This window comes from Frankia sp. Hr75.2, from assembly GCF_949319125.1.
In the GTDB taxonomy this organism is placed as follows: Bacteria; Actinomycetota; Actinomycetes; order Frankiales; family Frankiaceae; genus Parafrankia; species Parafrankia soli.
Genome location: NZ_CASGGV010000166.1, coordinates 15,982 through 37,321 on the forward strand (window position 1 = coordinate 15,982; position 21,340 = coordinate 37,321).

Annotated in this window: 16 protein-coding genes; 7 read left to right on the plus strand and 9 right to left on the minus strand. The window is 72.6% G+C overall.

From position 1 onward, the window contains the following. Window positions 1–44 precede the first annotated feature (44 nt). Complete coding sequence (locus AC559T_RS13425; protein ID WP_498868906.1) at window positions 45–485, plus strand: hypothetical protein; 441 nt, start codon at window positions 45–47, stop codon at window positions 483–485. Between the two features lie 231 nt (window positions 486–716). On the opposite strand, the gene AC559T_RS13430 is transcribed toward AC559T_RS13425, so the two are convergent. The 4 genes from AC559T_RS13430 to sodN form a co-directional block, all read right to left on the minus strand. After that, the gene (locus AC559T_RS13430) at window positions 717–1,802 is read right to left on the minus strand and encodes an RNA polymerase sigma factor SigF (protein ID WP_498868907.1); all 1,086 of its coding nucleotides are present in this window, start codon (window positions 1,800–1,802) and stop codon (window positions 717–719) included. Continuing rightward, window positions 1,799–2,335 carry an ATP-binding protein gene (locus AC559T_RS13435; protein ID WP_018502289.1) on the minus strand — a complete coding sequence of 179 codons (537 nt, stop codon included), beginning with the start codon at window positions 2,333–2,335 and terminating at the stop codon, window positions 1,799–1,801. Before AC559T_RS13435 ends, AC559T_RS13430 begins: the two co-directional genes overlap by 4 nt. Window positions 2,336–2,885: 550 nt before the next feature. Continuing rightward, window positions 2,886–3,398 (minus strand): GNAT family N-acetyltransferase, encoded by a 513-nt coding sequence (locus tag AC559T_RS13440; protein ID WP_112107918.1) that lies wholly within the window; start codon window positions 3,396–3,398, stop codon window positions 2,886–2,888. A gap of 164 nt (window positions 3,399–3,562) precedes the next feature. After that, entirely contained in the window at window positions 3,563–3,961 is a 399-nt protein-coding gene (sodN, locus tag AC559T_RS13445; protein WP_018502291.1) for a superoxide dismutase, Ni, read from the minus strand. Window positions 3,962–4,113: 152 nt separating this feature from the next. On the opposite strand from sodN, the gene AC559T_RS13450 reads away from it, so the two are divergent. After that, entirely contained in the window at window positions 4,114–4,449 is a 336-nt protein-coding gene (locus AC559T_RS13450; RefSeq protein WP_498868908.1) for a S24/S26 family peptidase, read from the plus strand. Between the two features lie 21 nt (window positions 4,450–4,470). Here the strand turns inward: AC559T_RS13450 and AC559T_RS13455 are convergent, their stop codons facing one another. Beyond that, on the minus strand, window positions 4,471–5,094 hold the full coding sequence (locus AC559T_RS13455; RefSeq protein ID WP_018502293.1) for a dTDP-4-dehydrorhamnose 3,5-epimerase family protein: 624 nt from the start codon (window positions 5,092–5,094) through the stop codon (window positions 4,471–4,473). A gap of 1,049 nt (window positions 5,095–6,143) precedes the next feature. Here AC559T_RS13455 and AC559T_RS13460 point away from each other — a divergent pair. Then, on the plus strand, window positions 6,144–7,418 hold the full coding sequence (locus AC559T_RS13460; protein ID WP_498868909.1) for an NAD(P)-dependent malic enzyme: 1,275 nt from the start codon (window positions 6,144–6,146) through the stop codon (window positions 7,416–7,418). Window positions 7,419–7,570: 152 nt separating this feature from the next. Here the strand turns inward: AC559T_RS13460 and AC559T_RS13465 are convergent, their stop codons facing one another. Beyond that, window positions 7,571–7,714: a hypothetical protein gene (locus AC559T_RS13465; RefSeq protein ID WP_498868910.1), complete on the minus strand. Its 144-nt coding sequence runs from the start codon at window positions 7,712–7,714 to the stop codon at window positions 7,571–7,573. 392 nt (window positions 7,715–8,106) lie between these two features. Here AC559T_RS13465 and AC559T_RS13470 point away from each other — a divergent pair, with 392 nt between their 5' ends. Together AC559T_RS13470 and AC559T_RS13475 are read left to right on the plus strand one after the other, a co-directional pair. Then, entirely contained in the window at window positions 8,107–9,081 is a 975-nt protein-coding gene (locus AC559T_RS13470) for a zinc-binding dehydrogenase (protein ID WP_368954292.1), read from the plus strand. Window positions 9,082–9,273: 192 nt separating this feature from the next. After that, window positions 9,274–11,295 carry a protein kinase domain-containing protein gene (locus AC559T_RS13475; RefSeq protein WP_498868911.1) on the plus strand — a complete coding sequence of 674 codons (2,022 nt, stop codon included), beginning with the start codon at window positions 9,274–9,276 and terminating at the stop codon, window positions 11,293–11,295. A gap of 39 nt (window positions 11,296–11,334) precedes the next feature. Here the strand turns inward: AC559T_RS13475 and AC559T_RS13480 are convergent, their stop codons facing one another. Together AC559T_RS13480 and AC559T_RS13485 are read right to left on the minus strand one after the other, a co-directional pair. Beyond that, window positions 11,335–11,514, minus strand: coding sequence for a DUF6104 family protein (locus AC559T_RS13480; RefSeq protein ID WP_018502297.1), 180 nt, complete (start codon window positions 11,512–11,514; stop codon window positions 11,335–11,337). A gap of 144 nt (window positions 11,515–11,658) precedes the next feature. Beyond that, window positions 11,659–15,381 (minus strand): multifunctional oxoglutarate decarboxylase/oxoglutarate dehydrogenase thiamine pyrophosphate-binding subunit/dihydrolipoyllysine-residue succinyltransferase subunit, encoded by a 3,723-nt coding sequence (locus AC559T_RS13485; RefSeq protein ID WP_112107913.1) that lies wholly within the window; start codon window positions 15,379–15,381, stop codon window positions 11,659–11,661. Window positions 15,382–15,810: 429 nt separating this feature from the next. On the opposite strand from AC559T_RS13485, the gene AC559T_RS13490 reads away from it, so the two are divergent. Further along, a complete protein-coding gene (locus AC559T_RS13490) occupies window positions 15,811–17,979 on the plus strand; it encodes a hydantoinase/oxoprolinase family protein (protein ID WP_498868912.1) in 2,169 nt (722 codons plus the stop codon). 269 nt (window positions 17,980–18,248) lie between these two features. Here AC559T_RS13490 and AC559T_RS13495 read toward each other — a convergent pair whose 3' ends face one another. Beyond that, on the minus strand, window positions 18,249–19,385 hold the full coding sequence (locus AC559T_RS13495; RefSeq protein WP_498868913.1) for a thiamine-phosphate kinase: 1,137 nt from the start codon (window positions 19,383–19,385) through the stop codon (window positions 18,249–18,251). A 436-nt stretch (window positions 19,386–19,821) separates the two neighbouring features. Here AC559T_RS13495 and AC559T_RS13500 point away from each other — a divergent pair, with 436 nt between their 5' ends. Next, the gene (locus tag AC559T_RS13500) at window positions 19,822–21,333 is read left to right on the plus strand and encodes an acetamidase/formamidase family protein (protein WP_498868914.1); all 1,512 of its coding nucleotides are present in this window, start codon (window positions 19,822–19,824) and stop codon (window positions 21,331–21,333) included. The last annotated feature ends 7 nt before the right edge of the window (window positions 21,334–21,340 follow it).

Consider the following 21,340-nt stretch of genomic DNA (forward strand, 5'->3'; position numbering starts at 1 on the left):
TGGTCCCCAGCGCCGTCGTGGCGAACGGGACGTAATCTCGGCGGATGGGTACCAACCGCGGCCCCGTCGGGGCGTCCGGCCCTGCTCCGGCACCGAGCGCGCGGGTCGTACCGCGTCCGCTGCTTGTCGCTGGCGTGCTGCTCGGCGTTGAGACGGCGGTGCTCGCGGGCCTGGGCGCGCTGCTGGTGGTCCGGGGCTTCGGTTCCGACATCGAGGACGTCGGCCGGGCGGAGACCGGTGGTGTGCTCGCTCTGGTGGGCGCGGCCTGCCTGGGCCTGGTGACCTGGGGGGTCCTGCGCGGCCGGTCCGGTTTCCGGTCGCCTGCGCTGGTGACACAGGTTCTGTGTCTCCCCGTTGCCTGGGGCCTGTTGCAGGGTGGTCTGTACGGCTATGGTGTGCCGCTGGTGGTAGTTCCGCTCGCGATCATCGTGTCCCTGGGCTTCGGCGGCGGGTACGCCAGGCCGGCCGAAGATGGCGACGCTTGATCGTGGCGGGCTGGGCGGCCGGGTGAGGAGCTGAACCGACCCGGGCCCAGGGGTCGGTTCGCCGGCAGGCTGTGCCGTGCGGCACCCGCGCCGAGCGCGGGTCGGACGGGCAGCGAACAGGACAGGCGTTGCTGGACAGGCAGGTGCTGGTGAGCAGTCAGGCTCAGGCCGGGCGGTTGGCCGGGCCAGGGGCGGGGGTGCGGCCCCGGGGCGTACCGAATGCTGGTCGGCTCAGCCGTCTTCCAGTAGCCCGCGGCGGAGCTGGGCCAGTGTGCGGGCCAACAGCCGGGACACGTGCATCTGCGAGATGCCGAGCTCGTTCGCGATCTGCGACTGGGTCATGTTGCCGAAGAAGCGGAGCAGCAGGATGCGCTTCTCCCGCGGGGGAAGCTTCTCCAACAGCGGCTTGAGGGACTCGCGGTACTCCACGCCCTCCAGCGACTCGTCCTGCACCCCCAGGGTGTCGGCGACGGCCGGAGCCTCGTCGTCCCCGGAGTCGGGCGCGTCCAGCGAGACGGCCGAGTAGGCGTTCGCCGACTCGAGGCCCTCGAGGACCTCTTCCTCGCTCATCTCCAGGTGACGGGCGATCTCGCTGACCGTCGGCGAGCGGCCCAGCGACTGGGACAGCTCGGAGGTCGCCTTCGTCAGCGAGAGCTTGAGCTCCTGGAGCCGACGGGGCACCCGGATCGCCCAGCCCTTGTCGCGGAAGTGCCGCTTGATCTCCCCGACGATGGTCGGGGTCGCGTAGGTCGAGAACTCGACCCCGCGCTCCGGGTCGAACCGGTCGACGGACTTGATCAGCCCGATGGTCGCGACCTGCACCAGATCGTCGAGCGGCTCGCCGCGGTTTCGGAACCGCCGGGCGAGGTACTCGACGAGGGGAAGGTGCATGCGGACGAGCTGGTCGCGCAGGGCGGCCCGTTCCGGATCTCCCTCGGGCAGCGACACCAGCCGGACGAACAGCGCGCGGGCCCGGATCCGATCCGGCGACCCGGCGCCGTGCCCGGACGCGCCGGAGCGGGAGCCCGCACCGGCGGCGTCGACGGCCTCGTCGGGCTGGGCCTGCTCGCCCACGGCCGAGGCGGGCGGCGGACCACCGTGCTCGGCGCCAGGCCCGGATCCGCGTTCGGCCAGGCCCTCGGCCTCGTGCGCCGTCCCGGTGATCCCGCCGACGTCGGGGCCGGCGGTGTCAGCGCTGGCGATGTCAGCGCTGGTGATGTCGCCGGCACCGCGCTGGCTGAGTGCCGCGACCGGGTCGCCCGCGCGGTTCGTGGGGACCGTACGAGGGGTGGTGGGTGTTCTGCCGGCTGAAGTCACGACGTGCCTACCGTGTCGCCGAGGGCCGCTGTGGAGGCCGCGCCGGAGCCGCGGACGTGCCCGGCCGGGGGCTCACCCAGGTCGGCCCGGACACCGCGGCGCTTCTGGAGGGCGATGCTTACCCGGGAGCCCGGACCGGTCGAGCTGGAGACGTCGCCGGCCAGCGCGGTCAGCACCGTCCAGGCGAACGTCTCGGTGGAGGGCGGCTCGCCGTCGAGGCTCTCGACGGTTACCAGGACTTTCATGACGCCGGGCTCGAGGGCGAACCTGCATTCCAGCGACGAGCCGGGAACGGCGGAGACGAGCAGCAGCGCGCACGCCTCGTCCACCGCGATCCGGAGATCCTCGATGTCGTCGAGGGTGAAGTCCAGCCGGGCCGCGAGCGACGCGGTGGCCGTCCGCAGGACGGTCAGATAGGCGCTCGCGGCGGGCAGGGTGAGCTGGACGACGTCGTGCGGGCCGCCGCCGTGGGTGGCCTCGCCCGAGGTGCCGCCGGAGTTCTCCGCGCCGCCGGTCGAAGGCGTCGGATTCACGTTCCTACCCCCAAGAGCCCGGGTCGTGCGAGGAAGGTCCTCGTCGATGATGTCGGTCTTCGTGCCTTTGTGTCGGGTCTTTCCGCCACCGGGTGTCGCTCGTTCGTGGATCTCGATCTGGCTGGGTCTGGCTCGGGTTCCGTCCCGTGATCGGTGCCTTGCTGTTGCCGGTGTCTTGCGGTCGCCGGCGCTGCGAGGCGGGTTTCCCGCGACCCGTGGTGTTGTGTCCGTTTCCGGACGACACTCCGGTGCCGGCGCCTGCCCGATCCATCGGGGCGTTACTCCGATGATGGCCCTGCCGAGGAGGTCCGACTCGCGTGGGCCCCGTCGTTCACCACCGTACCCAGCCCGCCTGGGGTATCGCAGGTCGGGTGATCAGAAGAGGGCGCCGAAGGCCCGACTGGTCGCGGATGGCCGCTTCCTGCCCGGCCACCTGGGTGTTCTCGGCGCCGGGCACGGCCGACCAGGTGGCCGCGGGCGGCCGGGGTGCCGGTGCGGAGGTCAGGTGACAGTGACCTTCAGGGCACGGTTTCAGCCGGGAAGGCGCACGTCAGGTAACACTGTCGTGATGTGGGCGGGGGCCTGCCAGCGTGTCGATCGCGCGGGCGTCCAGCCGCCAGGTGGTCCACTCCGAGGTGGGTGCCGCCCCCACCGACCGGTAGAAGGCGTGCGCGGGGGTGTTCCAGTCCAGAACGGCCCATTCCAGCCGCAGGTAGCCGCGCCGCCCGCAGATCCGGGCGAGCTCGGTCAGCAGCTCCCGGCCGTGCCCGGCGCGGCGGTGCTCGGGCCGGACGAACAGGTCGATCAGGTACATCCCGCTTTTCCCCGTCCAGGTGGAGAAGGTCGGGTGCCACATCGCGAAGCCCACAACGTCGGCCACGTCGCCGGCCGGGTTCGGCGACCCCGCCACCAGGCAGTGCGCCGCGGGTGGGTCGCCGAACAGGGCCATGGTGAGGTCGTCGGCGGTCATCGCGACCGCGTCCGGCTCGCGCTCGTAGGCGGCGAGGCCGCGGACCAGGGCGAGGACGGCTTCGACGTCCCCGTGCCGGGCAGGTCTGATCATGTCCGCTCCCGGGATGTGATCATTTAGATCCCCGGTGGACGGGATCACAGGCGCTCGCCCCACCGGCCGACGGGACACCCGACCCACACACAAAACCGGGCGCCCCCGCCGGGATGGCACTCGGCCACCCGGGGGAACGCCCGGCCCTACCTGTCGCCCGAGTCTCAGGCGGCGGCCTTCGTCTCCCAGAAGATCGTGGAGATCTCGTCGATCAGGTCCAGGAGCTTCTGGCCCTGTGTCGGGTCGACCGAGCCCTTGGCGCCGGCCGCGCCGGCTGCCTTGGTGGCCTGCCAGAACAGGTCATGCAGCTGGGGGTACTTCTCGAGGTGGTTCGGCTTGAAGTAGTCGGTCCAGAGCACCCAGAGGTGGTGCTTGACCAGCTCGGCGCGCTCCTCCTTGATGACGAGCGCCCGGGCCCGGAACTCCGGGTCCGTGTTGGCCTGGTACTTCTCCTGGATGGCCTTGACCGACTGGGCCTCGACCTTCGCCTGGGCCGGGTCGTAGACGCCGCAGGGCAGGTCACAGTGGGCACTGACGCTGATCGCGGGATGCAGCAGGCTCATGCCGCCGTCCTCTCTGTATCGCCTCGGGTCTGTCGCCCAGGGGCGGCCGCGTCCGCGCCGGGCGGGTCGGCCCTGGGTGGTTGCGATCGCGGGACGTGGATCGCGAGTAGGAGTCCGCGGACCAGTTTCCCGCCTTCTGGCAACCTACCCCCGTGAGGCCACGTGTTTCCGTGCGGGCGGTCGCTGTCCGCGGCGAGTCGATGCAACCAACCCTGAACGACGGCGACACATGCCTCGTGCTGTGGGGCGCGTCACCCAGACCGGGTGACGTGGTGGTGGCGCGGCTGCCCGAGCGCGGGCTGGGGGTCAAACGGGCCGAGTTCACCGACTCGGACGGATCCTGGTGGCTGCGCTCGGACAACGTGCGCACCGGCACCGACAGCGCGACGTTCGGGATGATCCCGGCCGGCGACGTCCTCGGCCGGGTCGTGGCGCGGTACTGGCCGCGCCCGCGTGCACTGCGCCGCAGCCGGCCACCCCGGGCGTGAGCCGCCCGGGCGGGCGGCGGGTCAGCCGCGGCTCGCGCCGGTGCTCAGCGGCCGCAGCGAGTCGTAGAACGCCCGGCAGTCGGCGTAGGTGGGGAGCAGGCCCGCCGCCGCGGCCTGGCTCAGTGTCGGCGCGGCGGTGTCCTTCTCCGACAGCAGCGGGGTCAGCTCGGCCGGCCACGGCAGGGCCAGGTCGGGATCGAGCGGGTTGATCCCGAACTCGCGCTCCGGCGTGTACGGCGTGGAGCACAGATAGGTGATCGCGGCGCCGTCCGTCAACGCCATGAAGGCATGCCCGAGCCCCTCGGAGACATAGAGGCCCCGCCGGTCGACGTCGTCGAGCAGGACGGCCGCGTGCGACCCGAAGGTCGGCGAACCGACCCGGATGTCGACGACACAGTCCAGCACGCGGCCGCTGACACAGGTGACGTACTTTGCCTGGCTGGGCGGCACCTGGGCGTAGTGCACGCCGCGCAGCGTGCCCGCCCGGCTGACACTGGCGTTCGCCTGGGCGAGTTCAAGCCGGTGCCCGGTCACCGATTCCAGCGCGTCGACGCGGAACCATTCGAGGAATGTTCCGCGCGGGTCGGAGTGCTGGCGAGGGGTGAACAACCAGGCATCGGCGATCGGCAGCTCGGTTACCTCCACGACAACGCACGCTACTAGGTTGGGCGCGGCGATTCCCGGTCAGCCTCGTCGCCTGCCGTGTGCCGTCGGTGGACGTCCCGCTTCGACTGGTTGACATCAGGATCGGCCTGACACGCGGGGCTTCCGCTCTGTGAGATGAAGGTCGGCGGATGGTGATCGCGGGCCGGCTCGAGCCGTGTTCGAAACCCCCGCGCGTCGCCTGTCGCACTCCGCAGGTCCACGGACGAACAACGCTCGCGTTTCGAGTGAATCGTCTCACGCTTTATCGGTCGTGGATGTGTCGCGAGGCATGAGATCATTGCCGTCGCGCCTGTGTGGAAACCGGCTTGAAACGCGGTGGATTCCGCACCCGGGTCGGACGATGCGGGCCGGTTTCAGGTCGTTTCCAGAAACGCAACGGCAGCTCCGGTGGCGGCCTTCCAGCGGGTCCCCGGGAGCGGACCGGCGCCGGCCCGCGTCGGCTGGCGGGCGCGGCCGGGGAGCTGATCGGCTGATCGGTAGGGTGGCCGGCGCGAGGACGTGCGGCGGCCGGCCGCCGTGTGCCCTGGCTCCCGCCGTGCCCCGGCCCTCAGGTGGGCCTGGCAGGCGGCCGGGTGTGCCGGACCTGGCGGCGCGGACTCCGGCGGCACCGCCCGTCGGAGTCGGATGGGCGACAGGTAGGGAAACACGAGGCGACAGACGGTTGTGAGCGGCGGAGGTTGGACTCATCCCGGGGAGCCCGACAAGTGCCATTACGTCACAGTTCAGCTACGTCACGGCGCCCGGGCGACGCACGCATGTTTCACGCGGATGTCATCCCGGGTTGGCCGCCGGTGAACCGGACCGGGAGGCCCGGAGCCTCGCGCGTGCCATATTGGAAGCAGCGTCGGGCCACCCCCGTCGCAGGCATGTGGCAGTCCAGCCACCTCACACGTCGAGGTGGCGCAGCAGTGCCCGCCGCCCCGCGAACGCCCGATCTTCGCCGGGGCCCCGGGAACGTCCAGCCACGTCCGGTCAGTGACACCGTTCGCCGGACGGAACCGCCGTGGCTTGTCCGAGGAGCCCCTTTCGTGACCGCAACCACAGACCACACGACCCTCGACTCGTCCCTCGCGGCCCCGACCGATGGGCCCGTCTCGCCCGCGGCACCGGTGACGTCGCCGGGGTTCGACGGGCCGAGCCCGCGCCCGTCCGACGACGACCCCGCCTTCGCGCTGCACCGGGGCGGGAAGATCGGGATCGGGCTGACCGCACCTCTGAACAACCGCGAGGACCTCTCGCTCGCCTACACCCCCGGCGTGGCCCGGGTGTGCACGGCGATCGCCGAGACGCCGGCCCTGGCCGACGAGTACACCTGGCGTTCCAACACCGTGATCGTGGTGACCGACGGAACGGCCGTCCTGGGCCTCGGTGACATCGGCCCCGCGGCCGCCCTGCCGGTCATGGAGGGCAAGGCCGCCCTCTTCAAGCACTTCGGCGGGGTCGACGCCGTGCCGATCTGCCTCGACTGCACCGACGTCGAGGAGATCGTCGACACGGTCGCCCGCCTCGCCCCGGGCTTCGGTGGCGTCAACCTCGAGGACATCTCGGCCCCCCGGTGCTTCGCGATCGAGTCGATGCTCCAGGACCGCGTCGACATCCCCGTCTTCCACGACGACCAGCATGGCACCGCGATCGTCGCGCTCGCCGCGCTGGAGAACGCCGCCCGGCTGACCGGGCGGACCCTCGGCGACCTGCGGGCCGTCGTGTCGGGCGCCGGCGCCGCCGGTGTGGCCGTCACCCGCATCCTGCTCGCCGCCGGCATCGGTGACATCGCCGTCGGCGACAGTCGCGGCATGATCTACCCCGGTCGGGACGGCCTGACGACGGTCAAGGCCGCCCTCGCCGCCGAGACGAACAAGGCCGGCCTGCGCGGCTCGATCAACGAGGCACTCGCCGGGGCGGACGTCTACCTCGGCCTCTCCGCGGGCAAGGTGCCCGAGGAGGCCGTCGCCACGATGGCGCCGGAGGCGATCGTCTTCGCGATGGCCAACCCGGACCCGGAGATCGACCCCGAGATCGCGCACAAGTACGCCCGGATCGTGGCGACCGGCCGCAGCGACTACCCGAACCAGATCAACAACGTGCTGGCCTTCCCGGGTCTGTTCCGCGGTGCGCTGGACGTCCGCGCCAGCCGGGTCACCGAGGGCATGAAGCTCGCGGCCGCCCGGGCACTCGCCGACGTGATCGCCGACGAGCTGGCCGACGACCACATCATCCCGAGCGTCTTCGACGAGCGTGTCGCGCCCGCGGTCTCGACCGCGGTTGCCGCGGCAGCCCACGCCGACGGAGTCGCACGCCGCTAGCACCTCCGCCGCGGCAGGGCTCGGGTCGTCCGGAGCGCTGCGGGCAGGGAAAGACAGAGCCTAACGCGACCGCCGCGGAACCTCAGAGTTCCGCGGCGGTCGCCGTTCGGAATCCGGGAGACCGCCGCCGCCCAGGAGCCCGGGGCGCCGCCTCAGACCCGGCCGCAGCCGGGGCAGGGGCGGTTCTCGTTGGCCTCGGTCAGTGGGCGCAGCGCGCCGCAGCCCTTGTAGGAGCAGCAGACGAAGTCCGCTGACGGGACGATGATCACTGGATCGCCGTCTGTCACGAGCACCACCGGCGGTTCCGGTACGGGCGCCGGCCGGCGCCGTCGCCAGCCGAACCGACGGCCGCCCCCGTCCCGGCCGCCTGTGTCCCGGCTGACTGTGTCCCGGCTGAGGGGGGCCGGCGTACTCCCCTGTGTAACCACGGGATTGAGTTCAACACATCCGGTCCGACCGCGCGACGGCCGGGCTGCCCGAAGCCTGTCAATCGGCCTGTGGTCGATCTCCCGGCTTCCGCGGCGTGCGGCGGGATCGGGGCGAACCATGACGAAGAGCAACGGCGGCGTCGGGCGCTGTCGTATGCCGCGTTCACCGGAACCGGACACGGATCGGACACGGATCGGACCGAGCGTGGAGCGGACGGTTCGGTGGCGTTGGTGGGGAGCGTCATCCTAGGGTTACCCTCGTGCTCGCCGCCGCCGCCGTCTCCATCAACCCGGACGACCCGCTGGCCGGCCTCGTGGTCGGCGACCAGCCGGAACCGGTCGTGCCCGAGGGCTGGACCACGGTCACCGTGCGGGCCGCCGCGCTCAACCACCACGACCTGTTCAGCCTGCGCGGAGTTGGGCTGCCGCCCGAGCGCCTGCCCATGATCCTGGGCTGCGACGCGGCCGGGGTCAGCGCGGACGGCGACGAGGTGATCGTCCATGCCGTCATCGGTGACCCGGCTCGCGGGGGCGGTGACGAGACCCTGGACCCGAAGCGGACCCTGCTCTCCGAGCTGCATCCCGGCACGCTCGCGGAGCGGATCGCCGTCCCGCGGGGGAACCTTGTGCCCAAGCCGGCGGCGCTGTCGTGGGAGGAGGCGGCCTGCCTGCCCACGGCCTGGCTCACGGCGTACCGCATGGTGGTCAACCGGGCGGGCCTGCCGGCGGGTGGTGGCGGGACGCTGCTCGTCCAGGGAGCCGGTGGCGGAGTGTCCACCGCGGCCCTGGTGATCGGCAAGGCGGCCGGTCACACCGTGTTCGTCACCTCTCGGGACGAGTCCAAGCGTAGGCGGGCGCTCGAGCTCGGGGCCGATCTCGCCGTCGAGTCGGGCGCGCGCCTGCCGAAGCGCGTGGACGCAGTGATCGAGACGGTCGGGGCCGCGACCTGGTCGCACTCGGTGCGCTCATTGCGCCCGGGCGGACGGATCGTCTGCTCCGGCGCCACGAGCGGCCCGAACCCGCCGGCCGAGCTCAACCGGATCTTCTTCCTGCAGCTCTCGGTGATCGGTTCGACGATGGGCACCCGCGGCGAACTCGCGGACCTCGTCGAGCTCCTCGACCGCACCGGTACCCGCCCGCTGATCGACGACGTCCGCCCGCTCACCGACGCCCGCGCCTCGTTCGAGCGTCTCGCGGATGGCGAGGTCTTCGGGAAACTCGTTCTCACGCCGTAGCCGGTTGACCGCTCCCGGCGAGTGGGAGGACCCGGTACCTGGGCTTCTGTGGTTCTGCGCCGTTCCGCGTCCGATCTGCGACACTATGTCGTCGACCATCCCGTCCGCGCGGTGTCATGGGCGTGGACGCGGTTGCCGGCATGACGAACACGGGACGGGACATTGGCCCAACGCCTCGGTAGTGCGTACACGTTGGATTCCCTGATCGGCCGCGGCGCCATGGGTGAGGTGTGGCGCGGCCGCTCCGACGACGGGACCGTGTTCGCCTTCAAGGTGCTGCGCGCCGAGCTGGCGACCGACGAGGAGCTCGTCGCCCGCTTCCTGCGTGAGCGCTCCATCCTGCGCCGGCTCGACTCGCCCCACACGGTGCGGGTGCACGACCTTGTGGCCGAGCGCGGGCAGCTCGCGATCGTCATGGACCTCGTCGACGGATCCGACCTGCGCCGGGAGATCCGCCGCCGCCGCACCCTGGCCCCGCTGGAGGCCGTGACCGCGACGAGCGAGATCCTCCACGGCGTCGGTGCCGCCCACGAGCTCGGGATCGTCCACCGTGACCTCAAACCGGAGAACATCCTGATGGCGCGGGGCGACACCGATGCCTGGCGGGCCATGGTCACCGACTTCGGCATCGCCCGGCTGCTGGACGGCTCGACGAGCCTGACGAAGCTGTCGGGGGTGCTCGGCACCCCGCACTACATGGCACCGGAGACCATCGAGGCGGGCCGGGCCGACACCGCCGCCGACCTCTACGCCGTCGGAGTCGTCCTCTACGAGCTGCTCTGCGGGGTGAGCCCGTTCGCGGACCGCCCGCCCATCGCCGCGCTGCGCGCGCACGTCGACCTCGTGCCCGGCCGGCCACCCGGTATCCCCGAGCCGCTGTGGGACGTCGTCGCCGGCCTGCTCGAGAAGGATCCGGCTCAGCGCCCGCGGACGGCACAGGACACTGTGCGCATGCTGGCGGCGGCGGCCGAGGGGCTTGAGGGCCTGCCACCCTGGCCGGCACTGGACGTCCCGCCGGCGGGTACCCGGGTGTCGGGCCCGGCAGCGGCGGTCCTCGACACCGGGCCCACGCGGATGGGGACCCGCAAGTACGACTCGTGGGAGCAACTGGGGCCCGGTGACGAGAACCCGGCCGCAGCCGATCCGCGGCCCGCCGCCGACGCCCTGGCGGCGCCGGGACCGGAGAACGAGCCCGCACGAGCGGCTGATGCCGCGGAGGGGGCGGCCGCACGGGCCGTGAGCGGGGCGGACTCGGGAGGTGGGGCCGACCCGCCGTACCCGCGGTCGCAGCCCGGCGCGGGGCCTGAGCCGGCGTCCTCTCCGGACCCGACGTCGCGATCGGTGCCCGGGCCCGCCCCCGCGCCGCGTCCGGGGCATGCTCACTGGCCGGGGGCCTCCGCGGCCGTCCCCGCGGCGCAGTGGTGGCAGCGGTCCCCGGCGCCGCACACTCCCGTGCCGCAGTACCGACACCCGGCAGCCGGCCAGGCGTGGTCGCCCGCACCGGGCCGTCCGGCGGGTTATGTGACCTGGCCGCACTCGCCACCGCGCCGCCCGCGGTCGTTCTGGCGGCGCCCCGTGGGGATCCTCCTGCTGGTGCTGATCGTGCCGTTTGCCGGTCTGGTGGGTCTCGGGGTGGTCCTGGGGGCGATCGACGCCGTCGAGGAACGCTCGTCCGGTCCCCGGGATCCGGCCGCCGCACTGGCGGAGAACGGTTCGGACGACCCGAACGCCGAGGTCACCGTCCATCTCGCCGACAGCAGGCAACTACAGGTCCGGGGGTCGGTGGAGACCGGGCAGGCGACGGTGGGCGGTGTCGCGCAACCGCGCAGTCTGATCATCAATGCCGTCGCGTACTCCTACCACGAAGAGCCGTTGAAGGTCGGTCAGGTGGAGTTCGACCTGGGCCGGCACTTCCTGCGTTTCCAGACCACGGTCGGTCTCGCCGACGACGCCACGAGCTCGGTGAAATACCTGGTCGAGGTGCACGGTGACGGCCGCCGGCTCACGGAGTACACCCTCGGCCTCGGCGAGGCGGAGCAGGCCGACCTGGATGTGACCGGCATCCTGCGGTTGAGGCTGTCGACCACGCTCCTCGGCGAGGAGGAGACCGTCGACAGCAGCTATGCCTACTACCGCAGCAGCACCGTGTTCGGGGACGCTCGGGTGATCGGCCGACAGGGCGCCGTTCCCCCGAACCCGACAGCGACGGGCTGATCCCGGCGCGGCGCGCCGGCCTGCTCTCGGCCGGTGGCGCTAGAGGTCCGGGTCGTCGTCGGGGCGGGCCAGCCAGGTCGCGAGCTGCTCGACGGCGTCCTCGAACTGCGGGTGCAGGTCGACGAAGGTGCGCAGAGCGTCGGCGAGCGAGTCGAACGACACCGATTCCTCGCCGCGGCGGGCAGCCAGCTCCTCGATGCCCCGGTCGGTGAAGTACATGGTGGAAAGGTATCCGTCCCGACGCTGCGGCGGCCTCAACGAGGTCCGGCGGTGAGCCGGGCCCGGAGCAAGCGGGCCCGGCTCACCGCCGAATGTCTCCTGACCGGCATGCGGCCAGCGGGCACGGGTGTGCCCGCGGGGTGATCAGCCCTCGAAGGCCGCTTCGACCAGCGCGGCCTGCTCGCGCTCGTGCACCGAGGACGAGCCGCCCGCGGGGGCGGCCGCGGCCCGCCGCGAGACCCGCCGCAACCGCAGGCCGTCCGGCAGCGACTCGGGCAGGTTCAGGGCCATGTGCGGGTAGGCGCCCTGGTTCGCCGGCTCCTCCTGGACCCAGACGAGGTCGGTCACGTTCGGGTAGCGGCGCAGCAGCGCGGTGAGCTCCGGCCCGGGGGTCGGGTAGAGCTGCTCGACGCGGAGCAGGGCGAACCGCTGCGCGTCGTTGCGCTTCACCCGCGCGGCGGCCAGGTCGTAGTAGACCTTGCCGGCGGACAGGAGCACGCGCTTCACGCTGGCCGGGTCGCTGACCGCCGCGTCGTCGATGATCGGCTGCCAGGAACCGCCGGTGAGCTCCTCGACGGAGGACGCCGCCGCCTTGAGCCGCAGCATCGACTTCGGTGTGAAGACGATCAGCGGCCGGCGCACGGGCGACAACGCCTGCCGGCGCAGCAGGTGGAAGTAGCTGGCCGGGCTGGACGGCGCCGAGACGGTCATGTTGCCGTCCGCGCAGAGTGAGAGGAAGCGCTCGATGCGGGCGGAGGAGTGGTCGGGGCCCTGACCCTCGTAGCCGTGCGGGAGCAGCAGCGTCAGCGACGAGCGCTGGCCCCACTTGGCCTCACCGGCCGAGATGAACTCGTCGATGATCGACTGCGCGCCGTTGGCGAAGTCGCCGAACTGCGCCTCCCACAGCACCAGGGTGTCGGAGCGGGCCACCGAGTAGCCGTACTCGAAGCCCATCGCCGCGAACTCGGAGAGCAGCGAGTCGTAGGTGTAGAAGGTGCCCACCTGCGAGTCACCCTCCTCGCGCAGGGTGCGCAGCGGGGTGTGCTCCTCGGCGGTGTAGCGGTCGACCAGCACGGAGTGCCGCTGGCCGAACGTGCCGCGCCGGCTGTCCTGGCCGGTGAGCCGCACCGAGACGCCGTTGAGGAGCAGCGTCCCGAAGGCGATGGTCTCGGCCAGGGCCCAGTCGATGGAGGCGGTCTCGACCATCTGCGCCCGGCGCTCGATCTGCGGGCGCAGGCGCGGGTGCATGACGAACCCGTCCGGCAGGCTGACCTGGGTGTCGACGACCTTCTTGACCGCCTCGGGCGACACCGCGGTGGTGACCGCGGCGGCCGCGGCTGCTTCCGCCGGTGTGGTCACGATCCGTGGCTGCGGCGTGGGCCGGGTCGTGGTCTCCCGGGTCTCGGCGAACGCCTTCTCCAACTCGGCGCGGTAGCTCTTCATCGCATGCTCGGCCTCGTCGCGGGTGATGTCCCCACGGCCGATCAGCGCCTCGGTGTAGACCTTGCGCACCGAGCGCTTGGAGGCGATGGTGTCGTACATCAGCGGCTGGGTGAAGGACGGCTCGTCCATCTCGTTGTGGCCGCGGCGCCGGTAGCAGACGAGGTCGATGACGACGTCCTTGTTGAACTCCTGCCGGTAGGCGAAGGCCAGCGTGGCGACCCGGACGCACGCCTCGGGGTCGTCCCCGTTGACGTGGAAGATCGGCGCCTGCACCATTCGCGCCACGTCGGTGGCGTAGACCGAGGAGCGGCTGGACGTCGGCGACGTGGTGAAGCCGACCTGGTTGTTGATGACCACGTGCACGGTGCCGCCGGTGCGGTAGCCGCGCAGCTGGGAGAGGTTCAGCGTCTCGGCGACCACACCCTGGCCGGCGAACGCGGCGTCACCGTGGATCAGCACCGGCAGGACGGTGTAGCCGCTGAAGCCCTTGTCCAGCACGTCCTGCTTGGCGCGGGCCACGCCCTCGAGCACCGCGTCGACGGCTTCGAGGTGGGACGGGTTCGCCACCACCGACACGGGGACGGTGCGGCCGTCCTGGTCGGTGTAGACGCCGTCGGCACCCAGGTGGTACTTCACGTCTCCCGAGCCGTGGGCGGTCTGCGGGTCGACGTAGCCCTCGAACTCGTCGAAGATCTGCCGGTAGGACTTGCCGACGATGTTCGCCAGCACGTTGAGCCGCCCGCGGTGGGCCATGCCGATGACGACCTCGTCCATGGCGGCCTCCGCCGCCCGGCTGAGGACCTCGTCGAGCAGCGGGATCGTCGACTCGGCGCCCTCGAGGGAGAACCGGCGCTGGCCGACGTACTTCGTCTGCAGGAAGGACTCGAACGCCTCGGCGGCGCCGAGGCGCTCCAGCACGTAGAGCTGCTCGGCCGGGTCGGGCCGCTCGGCCGAGCGCTCGACCCGGGCCTGGATCCAGGTGCGCTCCGCGGGCTCCTGGATGTGCATGTACTCGATGCCGACGCGGCGGCAGTACGAGTCGCGCAGCACGCCGAGCACGTCACGCAGCGACATCGTGCGCTGGCCGGCGAACCCGCCGACCGGGAACTCCCGGTCGAGGTCCCACAGGGTCAGCCCGTGCCCGATGATGTCGAGGTCGGGGTGGCTGCGGATGGCGAACTCGAGCGGGTTCGTGTCGGCCATCAGGTGCCCGCGCACCCGGTAGGCGTGGATGAGCTCGAGTACCCGCGCGCCGTGGTCGAGGTCGCCCTCGTGGTGCGCGGAGATGTCGGGCAGCCAGCGCACCGGGACGTAGGGCACGCGCAGCGAGTGGAAGATCTCGTCGTAGAACCCGTCGGCGCCGAGCAGCAGCTCGTGAATGCGCCGCAGGTACTCTCCGGACTGCGCGCCCTGGATGATCCGGTGGTCGTACGTGCTGGTCAGAGTCATGATCTTGGAGATGGCGAGCTTCGACAGGGTCTGCTGCGACGCGCCCTGGAACTCGGCCGGGTACTCCATGGCCCCGACGCCGATGATCGTGCCCTGGCCCTCCATGAGCCGCGGGACGGAGTGCACCGTCCCGATGCCGCCGGGGTTGGTCAGGCTGATCGTGACGCCGGCGAAGTCGTCCATCGTCAGCTTGTTCGTCCGTGCACGGCGGACGAGATCCTCGTACGCCAGCCAGAACTGGCTGAAGTCGAGCGTCTCGGCCTTCTTCACGGCGGCGACGACGAGCTGGCGGCCCTTGGGTGTCACCAGGTCGATGGCGAGACCAAGGTTGACGTGCTCGGGCTGCACCAGGGTGGGCTTGCCGCCGACCTCGGCGTACGAAGCATTCATCGCCGGGTGGTCGACCAGCGCCTTGACCATGGCGTAGCCGATGACATGGGTGAAGGAGATCTTGCCGCCGCTGGACCGGGCGAGATGCCGGTTGATGACGATCCGGTTGTCGGCCAGCAGCTTCGCCGGCACGGCGCGCACGGAGGTCGCCGTCGGGATGTGCAGCGAGGTCTCCATGTTCGAGACCACCCGGGCGGACGCGCCGCGCAGCGGGGTCTGGGCCCCGGCTGCGGCGGGCCTCGCCACCGCCGGCTTCGCCACGGGCGCAGCAGCCGGCGCCGTGGCCTGGGCCTGCGCCGGAGCCGCCGCGGCTGCGGGCGCCCCCGGTGCCGGGGAGGGCGCGGAGGGCACGGGCGGGCGCGGTGAACCGGGGTCGGTGGCGGCGGCCGCCTGTCCGTCGCCGGCGACCAGTGTGCCCGCCACATGCGGGGCGGACGGGTTCGCGGGACGGTAGTCGGAGAGGAACTCACGCCATTCGGCGGAGACGCTCTCCGGGTCCTCGAGATACTGCTGGTAGATCTCGAAGACCAACCACTCGTTGGGGCCGAAGTCAGGTTCTGACGCGGGTACCGTCGGTGCTGTCACGGGGCCAATCGCCTCTATCCACGGTGTACATCTCTGCCTGTTCACAGGCCCTTCGCTACCGTCTGCTCAGGTTACCCGCTGTGGACGGACCCGCTTGAGGTGCCCTGCCGGACGTCACATCACAATTGACACCATTTGGCCGGGTCGATCGGTCGGCCGGCGTTCCCGCCGTGCCGCCCGTCGGCCGTCGGTGGCTTTCCCTGACACCAGAAGCAATGGTCAGGCCACGGACCCGGTTCGCGTCGGCCGTCCGGTGCAGAGCGCGAGGTCTTGTGACGCCCGTCCGGAGCTCCCGGTGCCAGGCTCGCGCCCGACGTTCACCGGCCGATCGGGAGGCCCGGCGCCGTCGCTCTGGGTGACTGCCTGCCGGAGGGCGGCGGGCGCGGGAGTGAGCACGTCAGGGGAGCCGTCAGAGGGGTGGAAAGCCGAGTGGTCGATCACGAGGAGTCATCCGCCGGCCGGGTCCGTCCAAGCGGCAAGATCCGCCTTGGGGTGGACGTCGGCGGCACCTTCACCGACCTGGTCGCCGTCGACCCGGACGGCGCGGTGCGGTTCGCCAAGGTTCCCTCGGTGCCCGTCGACCCGTCCGACGGAGTGCTCGCCGCCCTCACCGCCGCGGGGCTGGACGGACCACTCGTGGGCACGTTCGCCCACGGCACCACCGTCGCCACGAACGCGCTGCTGGAGCGGGCCGGTGCCCGCACGGCCCTGGTGACCACCCGCGGGTTCCGGGACGTGATCGAGATCGGCCGGCAGAACCGGCCGTCGCTCTACGATTTGACCCTCGACCGGCCGCCCGCCCTCGTCCCGCGCGAGCTGCGCTTCACCGTGGCGGAACGGTGCGGCCCGCACGGGGTGCTCGAGCCGCTGCGGGCCGCCGAGGTGGACCGGGTCGTCGAGGAGGTCGCGGCCGTCCCCGGCCTCGACGCGGTCGCCGTGTGCCTGCTGTTCTCCTTCGCCCACCCCGACCACGAACGCACCGTCGCGGCCGCCCTGCGCGCCCGGCTGCCCGGGGTCACGGTGGTGGCCTCCAGCGAGGTCCTGCCGGTCTTCCGCGAGTACGAACGGTTCACCACGGCCGTCGCCGACGCCTACCTGACCCCGCGGCTGTCGTCCTATCTGCGGGCGCTCGAGCGGCGCTGCGCCGCCCGGGACGTCACCGTCCCGATGATCATGCAGTCCTCGGGCGGGGTCACCGAGCTGGCCGAGGCGGCCGGCCACGCCGCCCGCTGCGTGCTCTCCGGGCCGGCCGGGGGAGTGGTCGGCGCCGCGTACGTGGCCGGCCTGTCCGGCGTGCGCGACCTGCTGACCTTCGACATGGGCGGCACCTCCACCGACGTGGCGCCGGTCCTCGACGGCCGCGCGCTGACCACCTCCGAGTCGGTGCTCGCCGGGGTACCGATCGTGCTGCCCACCGTGGACGTCCACTCGGTCAGCGCCGGCGGCGGGTCGATCGCCTGGGTCGACGCCGGCGGCGCGCTGCGCGTCGGCCCGCGCTCCGCCGGCGCGGACCCGGGACCGGCCTGCTACGGCCGCGGCGGCACGCGGCCCACGGTGACCGACGCCGACCTCTGCCTCGGATACCTCGCCGACGGCGCCGGGCTCGGCGGCGAGGTCACCCTCTCGCGGGCGGCGGCCGAGGCCGCGCTGGGCGCGCTGGGCGCTCCCCTCGGGCTCTCACCGGTCGAGACCGCCGCCGGGGTGGTGGCGGTCGCGGACGCCGAGATGACCCGTGCCCTGCGCGTCGTCTCCGTGGAACGCGGCCTCGACCCGCGCGAGCTCGTGCTGGTCGCCTTCGGCGGAGCCGGCGGGACGCATGCCTGCGCGCTCGCCGAGGAGCTCGGGATGACCAGGGTCCTCGTCCCGCTCGCGGCCGGCGTCCTCTCCGCGCTGGGCCTGGCGATCGGCGACGTCCGGCGTGACCACGCCCGCCCGCTGATCGGCCGTCTGGGCGAGGTCGACCTGGCGGCCGCGTTCGCCGACCTCGTCGCGAGCGCCGACCTCGCGGCAGGCGCCGGCCTGGCCGGGGGCCACGATTCCGCGGGCGCGGTCGTGCTCCAACACCGGCTGGACTGCCGCTACGTGGGGCAGTCCCACGAGCTGACCATCGACGTGGCGGAGCCCGGGGGCGGCGGCAGCGAGGCCGCGGGCGGCGGTGGTGCGGCAAGCGGCGGTGGTGCGGCGGACGGCAGCGGTGCGGCGGGCGGCTGGGCGGCGGGGGCCGGCGGGCTCGTCGACGCCGTCCGTGCTGCCTTCGAGGCCGAGCACCTGCGCCGCTACGGGCACATCGCGGCGGGCCGCGAGATCGAGACGGTGGCCGTCCGCCTGGTGGTGACCGTGCCCGGGCCCAGACCGAGACCGGTCGCCCCGCGCCCCGACCCCACGGCGCGCCGCGGCCGGCGCCGGGCCTGGACGGACGGCGCGTGGCACGAGATCGACGTGATCCCCCGGGCGGCCCTCGGACGGGGAGACACGGTGACCGGCCCGGCCGTCGTGGAGTTCGCCGAGGCGACCTGCCTGCTCCGCCGTGGTTGGACCGGCGTCGTGGACGACATCGGGACGATCGTCCTCACCCACACGACGCCGTCCGCCGTCTGAACCCGTCCGCCGTCCGCCGTCTGACGGAGTCGGGTGGGCGGCGCTGGATTGTTTGACGGGTATCCAGCGAACGGGAACAGGGTCGGGGTGTGGGCCGTTACTGTGAACAGCGCCGGTCCGTATCATGGCCCCCGGACCCAAATTGAGTCGCTACGTGCGACATCGCGCCGCGAGGCGACCTGGCGGGCCGGCGCCCTAACACGTTGCGCCCCGTCCTCTCTCCAGAGGTCGGGGCGCCGTCGTGTCCGGGGGTTGTCGAGCCCGCGGGCTCAGGTGGCCTGGCGGAAGTGGTCCCATCCGGTGCCCCGCCGGTAGTCGAGCCCGCCGACGAGCACCCCGTGACCCGCGCCGCGGTCATCAGGCCGGGTCCCGTCCGGGCCCACATGGGTGGGGGCGGCCGAACCCGAGGCCGCATCGGCGGGGACGGCCAGTACCCGTCCGATGACGACGCAGCCGGCCGGGAGCAGGGCGGTAGGAGCAAGGCAGGCGACCAGCGCGTGGTCGTCACCTCCAGTGAGAACCCAGGTCAGCGGATCGGCGCCCAGCACCGCGGCGGCGTCCCGGATCGGTCCGGGCACCGGCAGCGCCGTGGGGTCGATGTCGATCCACACGGCGGAGGCCGCCGCGACATGGCCGAGATCGGCGAGGAGACCGTCCGACACGTCGCACATCGCGTGCGCCCCCGCCGCCGCGAGCAGCGGGCCGAGCGCGTAGGGCGGGTGGGGCCGCCGGTGCGCGTCCACAACCTCGGCGTGCGCCCGCAGGATCTCGGGGGGGAGCTTGGTGGCGCGCAGGAGGGCGAGGCCGGCCTCGGCCCATCCGATCCGTCCCGCCAGCACCACCCGGTCGCCGGGGCGGGCGCCGTCCCGGCGGATCGGGGCTCGTCCGGCGAGGTCGCCGAGCGCGGTGATCCCCAGCACGATCCCGGCGGCCGAGCTGACGTCGCCGCCGGCCACGGACGCGCCGACCAGCGCGCACTCGTCACGCAGGCCGTCGGCGAGCTGCTCGGCCCAGGCGACGGGCAGCTCGCCGGGCGCGGCGAAACCCACCACCAGGGCGGTCGGGCGCGCGCCCATGGCGGCGACGTCGGCGAGGTTCTGCGCCGCCGCCTTGCGCCCTGTGTCGTACGCGGAGGACCAGTCGCGCCGGAAATGCCGGCCCTCGACGAGCAGGTCGGTCGTGACGACCACCCGTCCGTCGGGAGCGGCCACCACCGCCGCGTCGTCACCGGGCCCGAGCAGGACGTCCGCCCCGACGGGGAGGCGTCGGGTGATCGCCCGGATCAGCCCGAACTCACCGGTCTCCGCCACCGTCGGCCCGCTGCCGGTGCTGCCGGTGCTGCCGGTGCTGCCGGGGTCGGTGGTGTCGTCGGTGCTTTCGGTGTCCGGCTGGCCGCGTGTGCTCATTGTGGAGCCACGGTAGTCGGCCGGTCCTCGTCTCCGGTGCGTGTCTGGACGTTGGCTGACGTCTTCCGCCGGACCCGGATCGGGGCCGTCGGGCCCCGCCCGCGTGACGAACAGCAGCCGCCGGATACCGGCGCGTGCCCCTCTGGTACCCCTTCCGTGGGCTCCTCACCGGGTGACGCGCGGCGCTGAGCTGGAGCTGAGTGAGGGCTGGACCGCGACTGCAACATCCAGGACATCTCGGCGTCATGTCGCGCTGCGACTCTGACGCGCGTGCAGCGCCCCCACCGCCACCGTCTGCGACCGGCCCCTACCGAGGCCGCCGTCGCCGTCCGGTCGTCCGCTGTCCCGTCCGCCGGTGCGCCCTCCGATCCGGAGCGCCGAGCGACGACCAGGACGATTCCGGCCTACGCCGGTCGCCGGCACGGGTAGAACGCGAGTGGCCCTGCAACCCGGACGAGGAAAGATCGAGGGCCGGCACTATCTGCCCTCCACCCCCGAGACAATCAGCTGGGGTGCCCTCCCGACCGCGCGGACGCGGCCGGTCCTCAGCATCGACCCCGGCACGACCGTCACCATCGACACCGTCAGCCAGGAAGGGATCCTCGAGGACCAGGGGCGGGACCCGGACACGTTCTTCCGCGGTTTCGGCGTGGCGCCGTCCGAGGTGCTCGAGGACGCGCGGGCGATCGCCGCGTCCGGGATACCGCACCGCTTCGGCCGCGACGGCGCGCACATCGTGACGGGCCCGGTGTACGTCCGGGGCGCCGAACCCGGCGACGTGCTGCGGATCGACGTCATCTCACTGCACCCGCGCGCCCGCTACGGCGTGATCTCCACCCGGCACGGCGCCGGCCTGCTCGCCGGCGAGTTTCCCGAGACCCCGGCACCCGACCTCGACGCCGACGCCCGGCGCTGGCAGGCATATCGGACGGACACGTCCTTCTGCGCGGTCGAACGCCGCCGCGGCCGGCTCTTCGGATCCATGCCGAGCGGCCGCGACACCCGAATCCGCTTTCCGCTCAACCCGTCGCTGGGCATCATGACCGTTGCCGCGGACGTCCCCGACGGCCCGGTCGCCTCCGACTCGGTGGGCCGGCACGGCGGCGCGCTGGACTGCCGTGATCTCGGCCCGGGCTCACATCTCTACCTGCCGATCCAGGCACCGGGCGCGCTCTTCGCCGTGGGTGACCCCCACTACGCCATCGGCGACGGCATGATCGGCGCGACCGCGCTGGAAGGTCCGCTGCGAGCCACCCTCCGCCTGGTGACCCTGCGGGACGCGGCGGCCCGGGCCGCTCTCGGCTCACTGCGGGAGCCGTTCATCGAGACCGACGAGCTGTGGATAACGTCGGGATTCGACCCCGATCCGCGGGAGGCCCTGCGCCGGGCGGCCCGCGCGGCGGTGATGTTCCTCCAGACGAAGGTCGGGCTGGACCGGGCGGCCGCGGTCGCTTACCTGTCCTCGGCGGCGGACTTCGGGGTCGGCAGGCTGGCGGGCGGCCCGGAATCCGGGTACTGCCGCATCCGGCGCGCGGACTTCAGCGAGCCCACACCGGTGAAGGCCCGACTGCCCCGAGCCGGTTTCGCCCGCATCGTCGGCGGCACGGACGGCGACACCGACCGCGACCATGACACCGACCGCGACCATGACCATGATGCCGGCCGCGGCGGTGACGGTGACCATGATGCTGGCCGGGATCGCGGTGGTGACGGTGACCTTGACGTCGACCGTGGTCATTATGGCGGTGGTGACCATGGCGGTGGTGGTGACCATGGCGGTGACGAGGCCCGCCTCCCGGAGCAGAACCACGTTTCTGACCGGGACCGTGCCCCTGAGCGGGACCGTGCCCCTGAGCGGGACCGCATGCGCGACGCCCCGCCGCCCCAGCCTCTGGAAACCCCCACCGACGACGGGGCCGCCTCCATTACCCGGGGCCCGGCCGCCTGACCGGAGA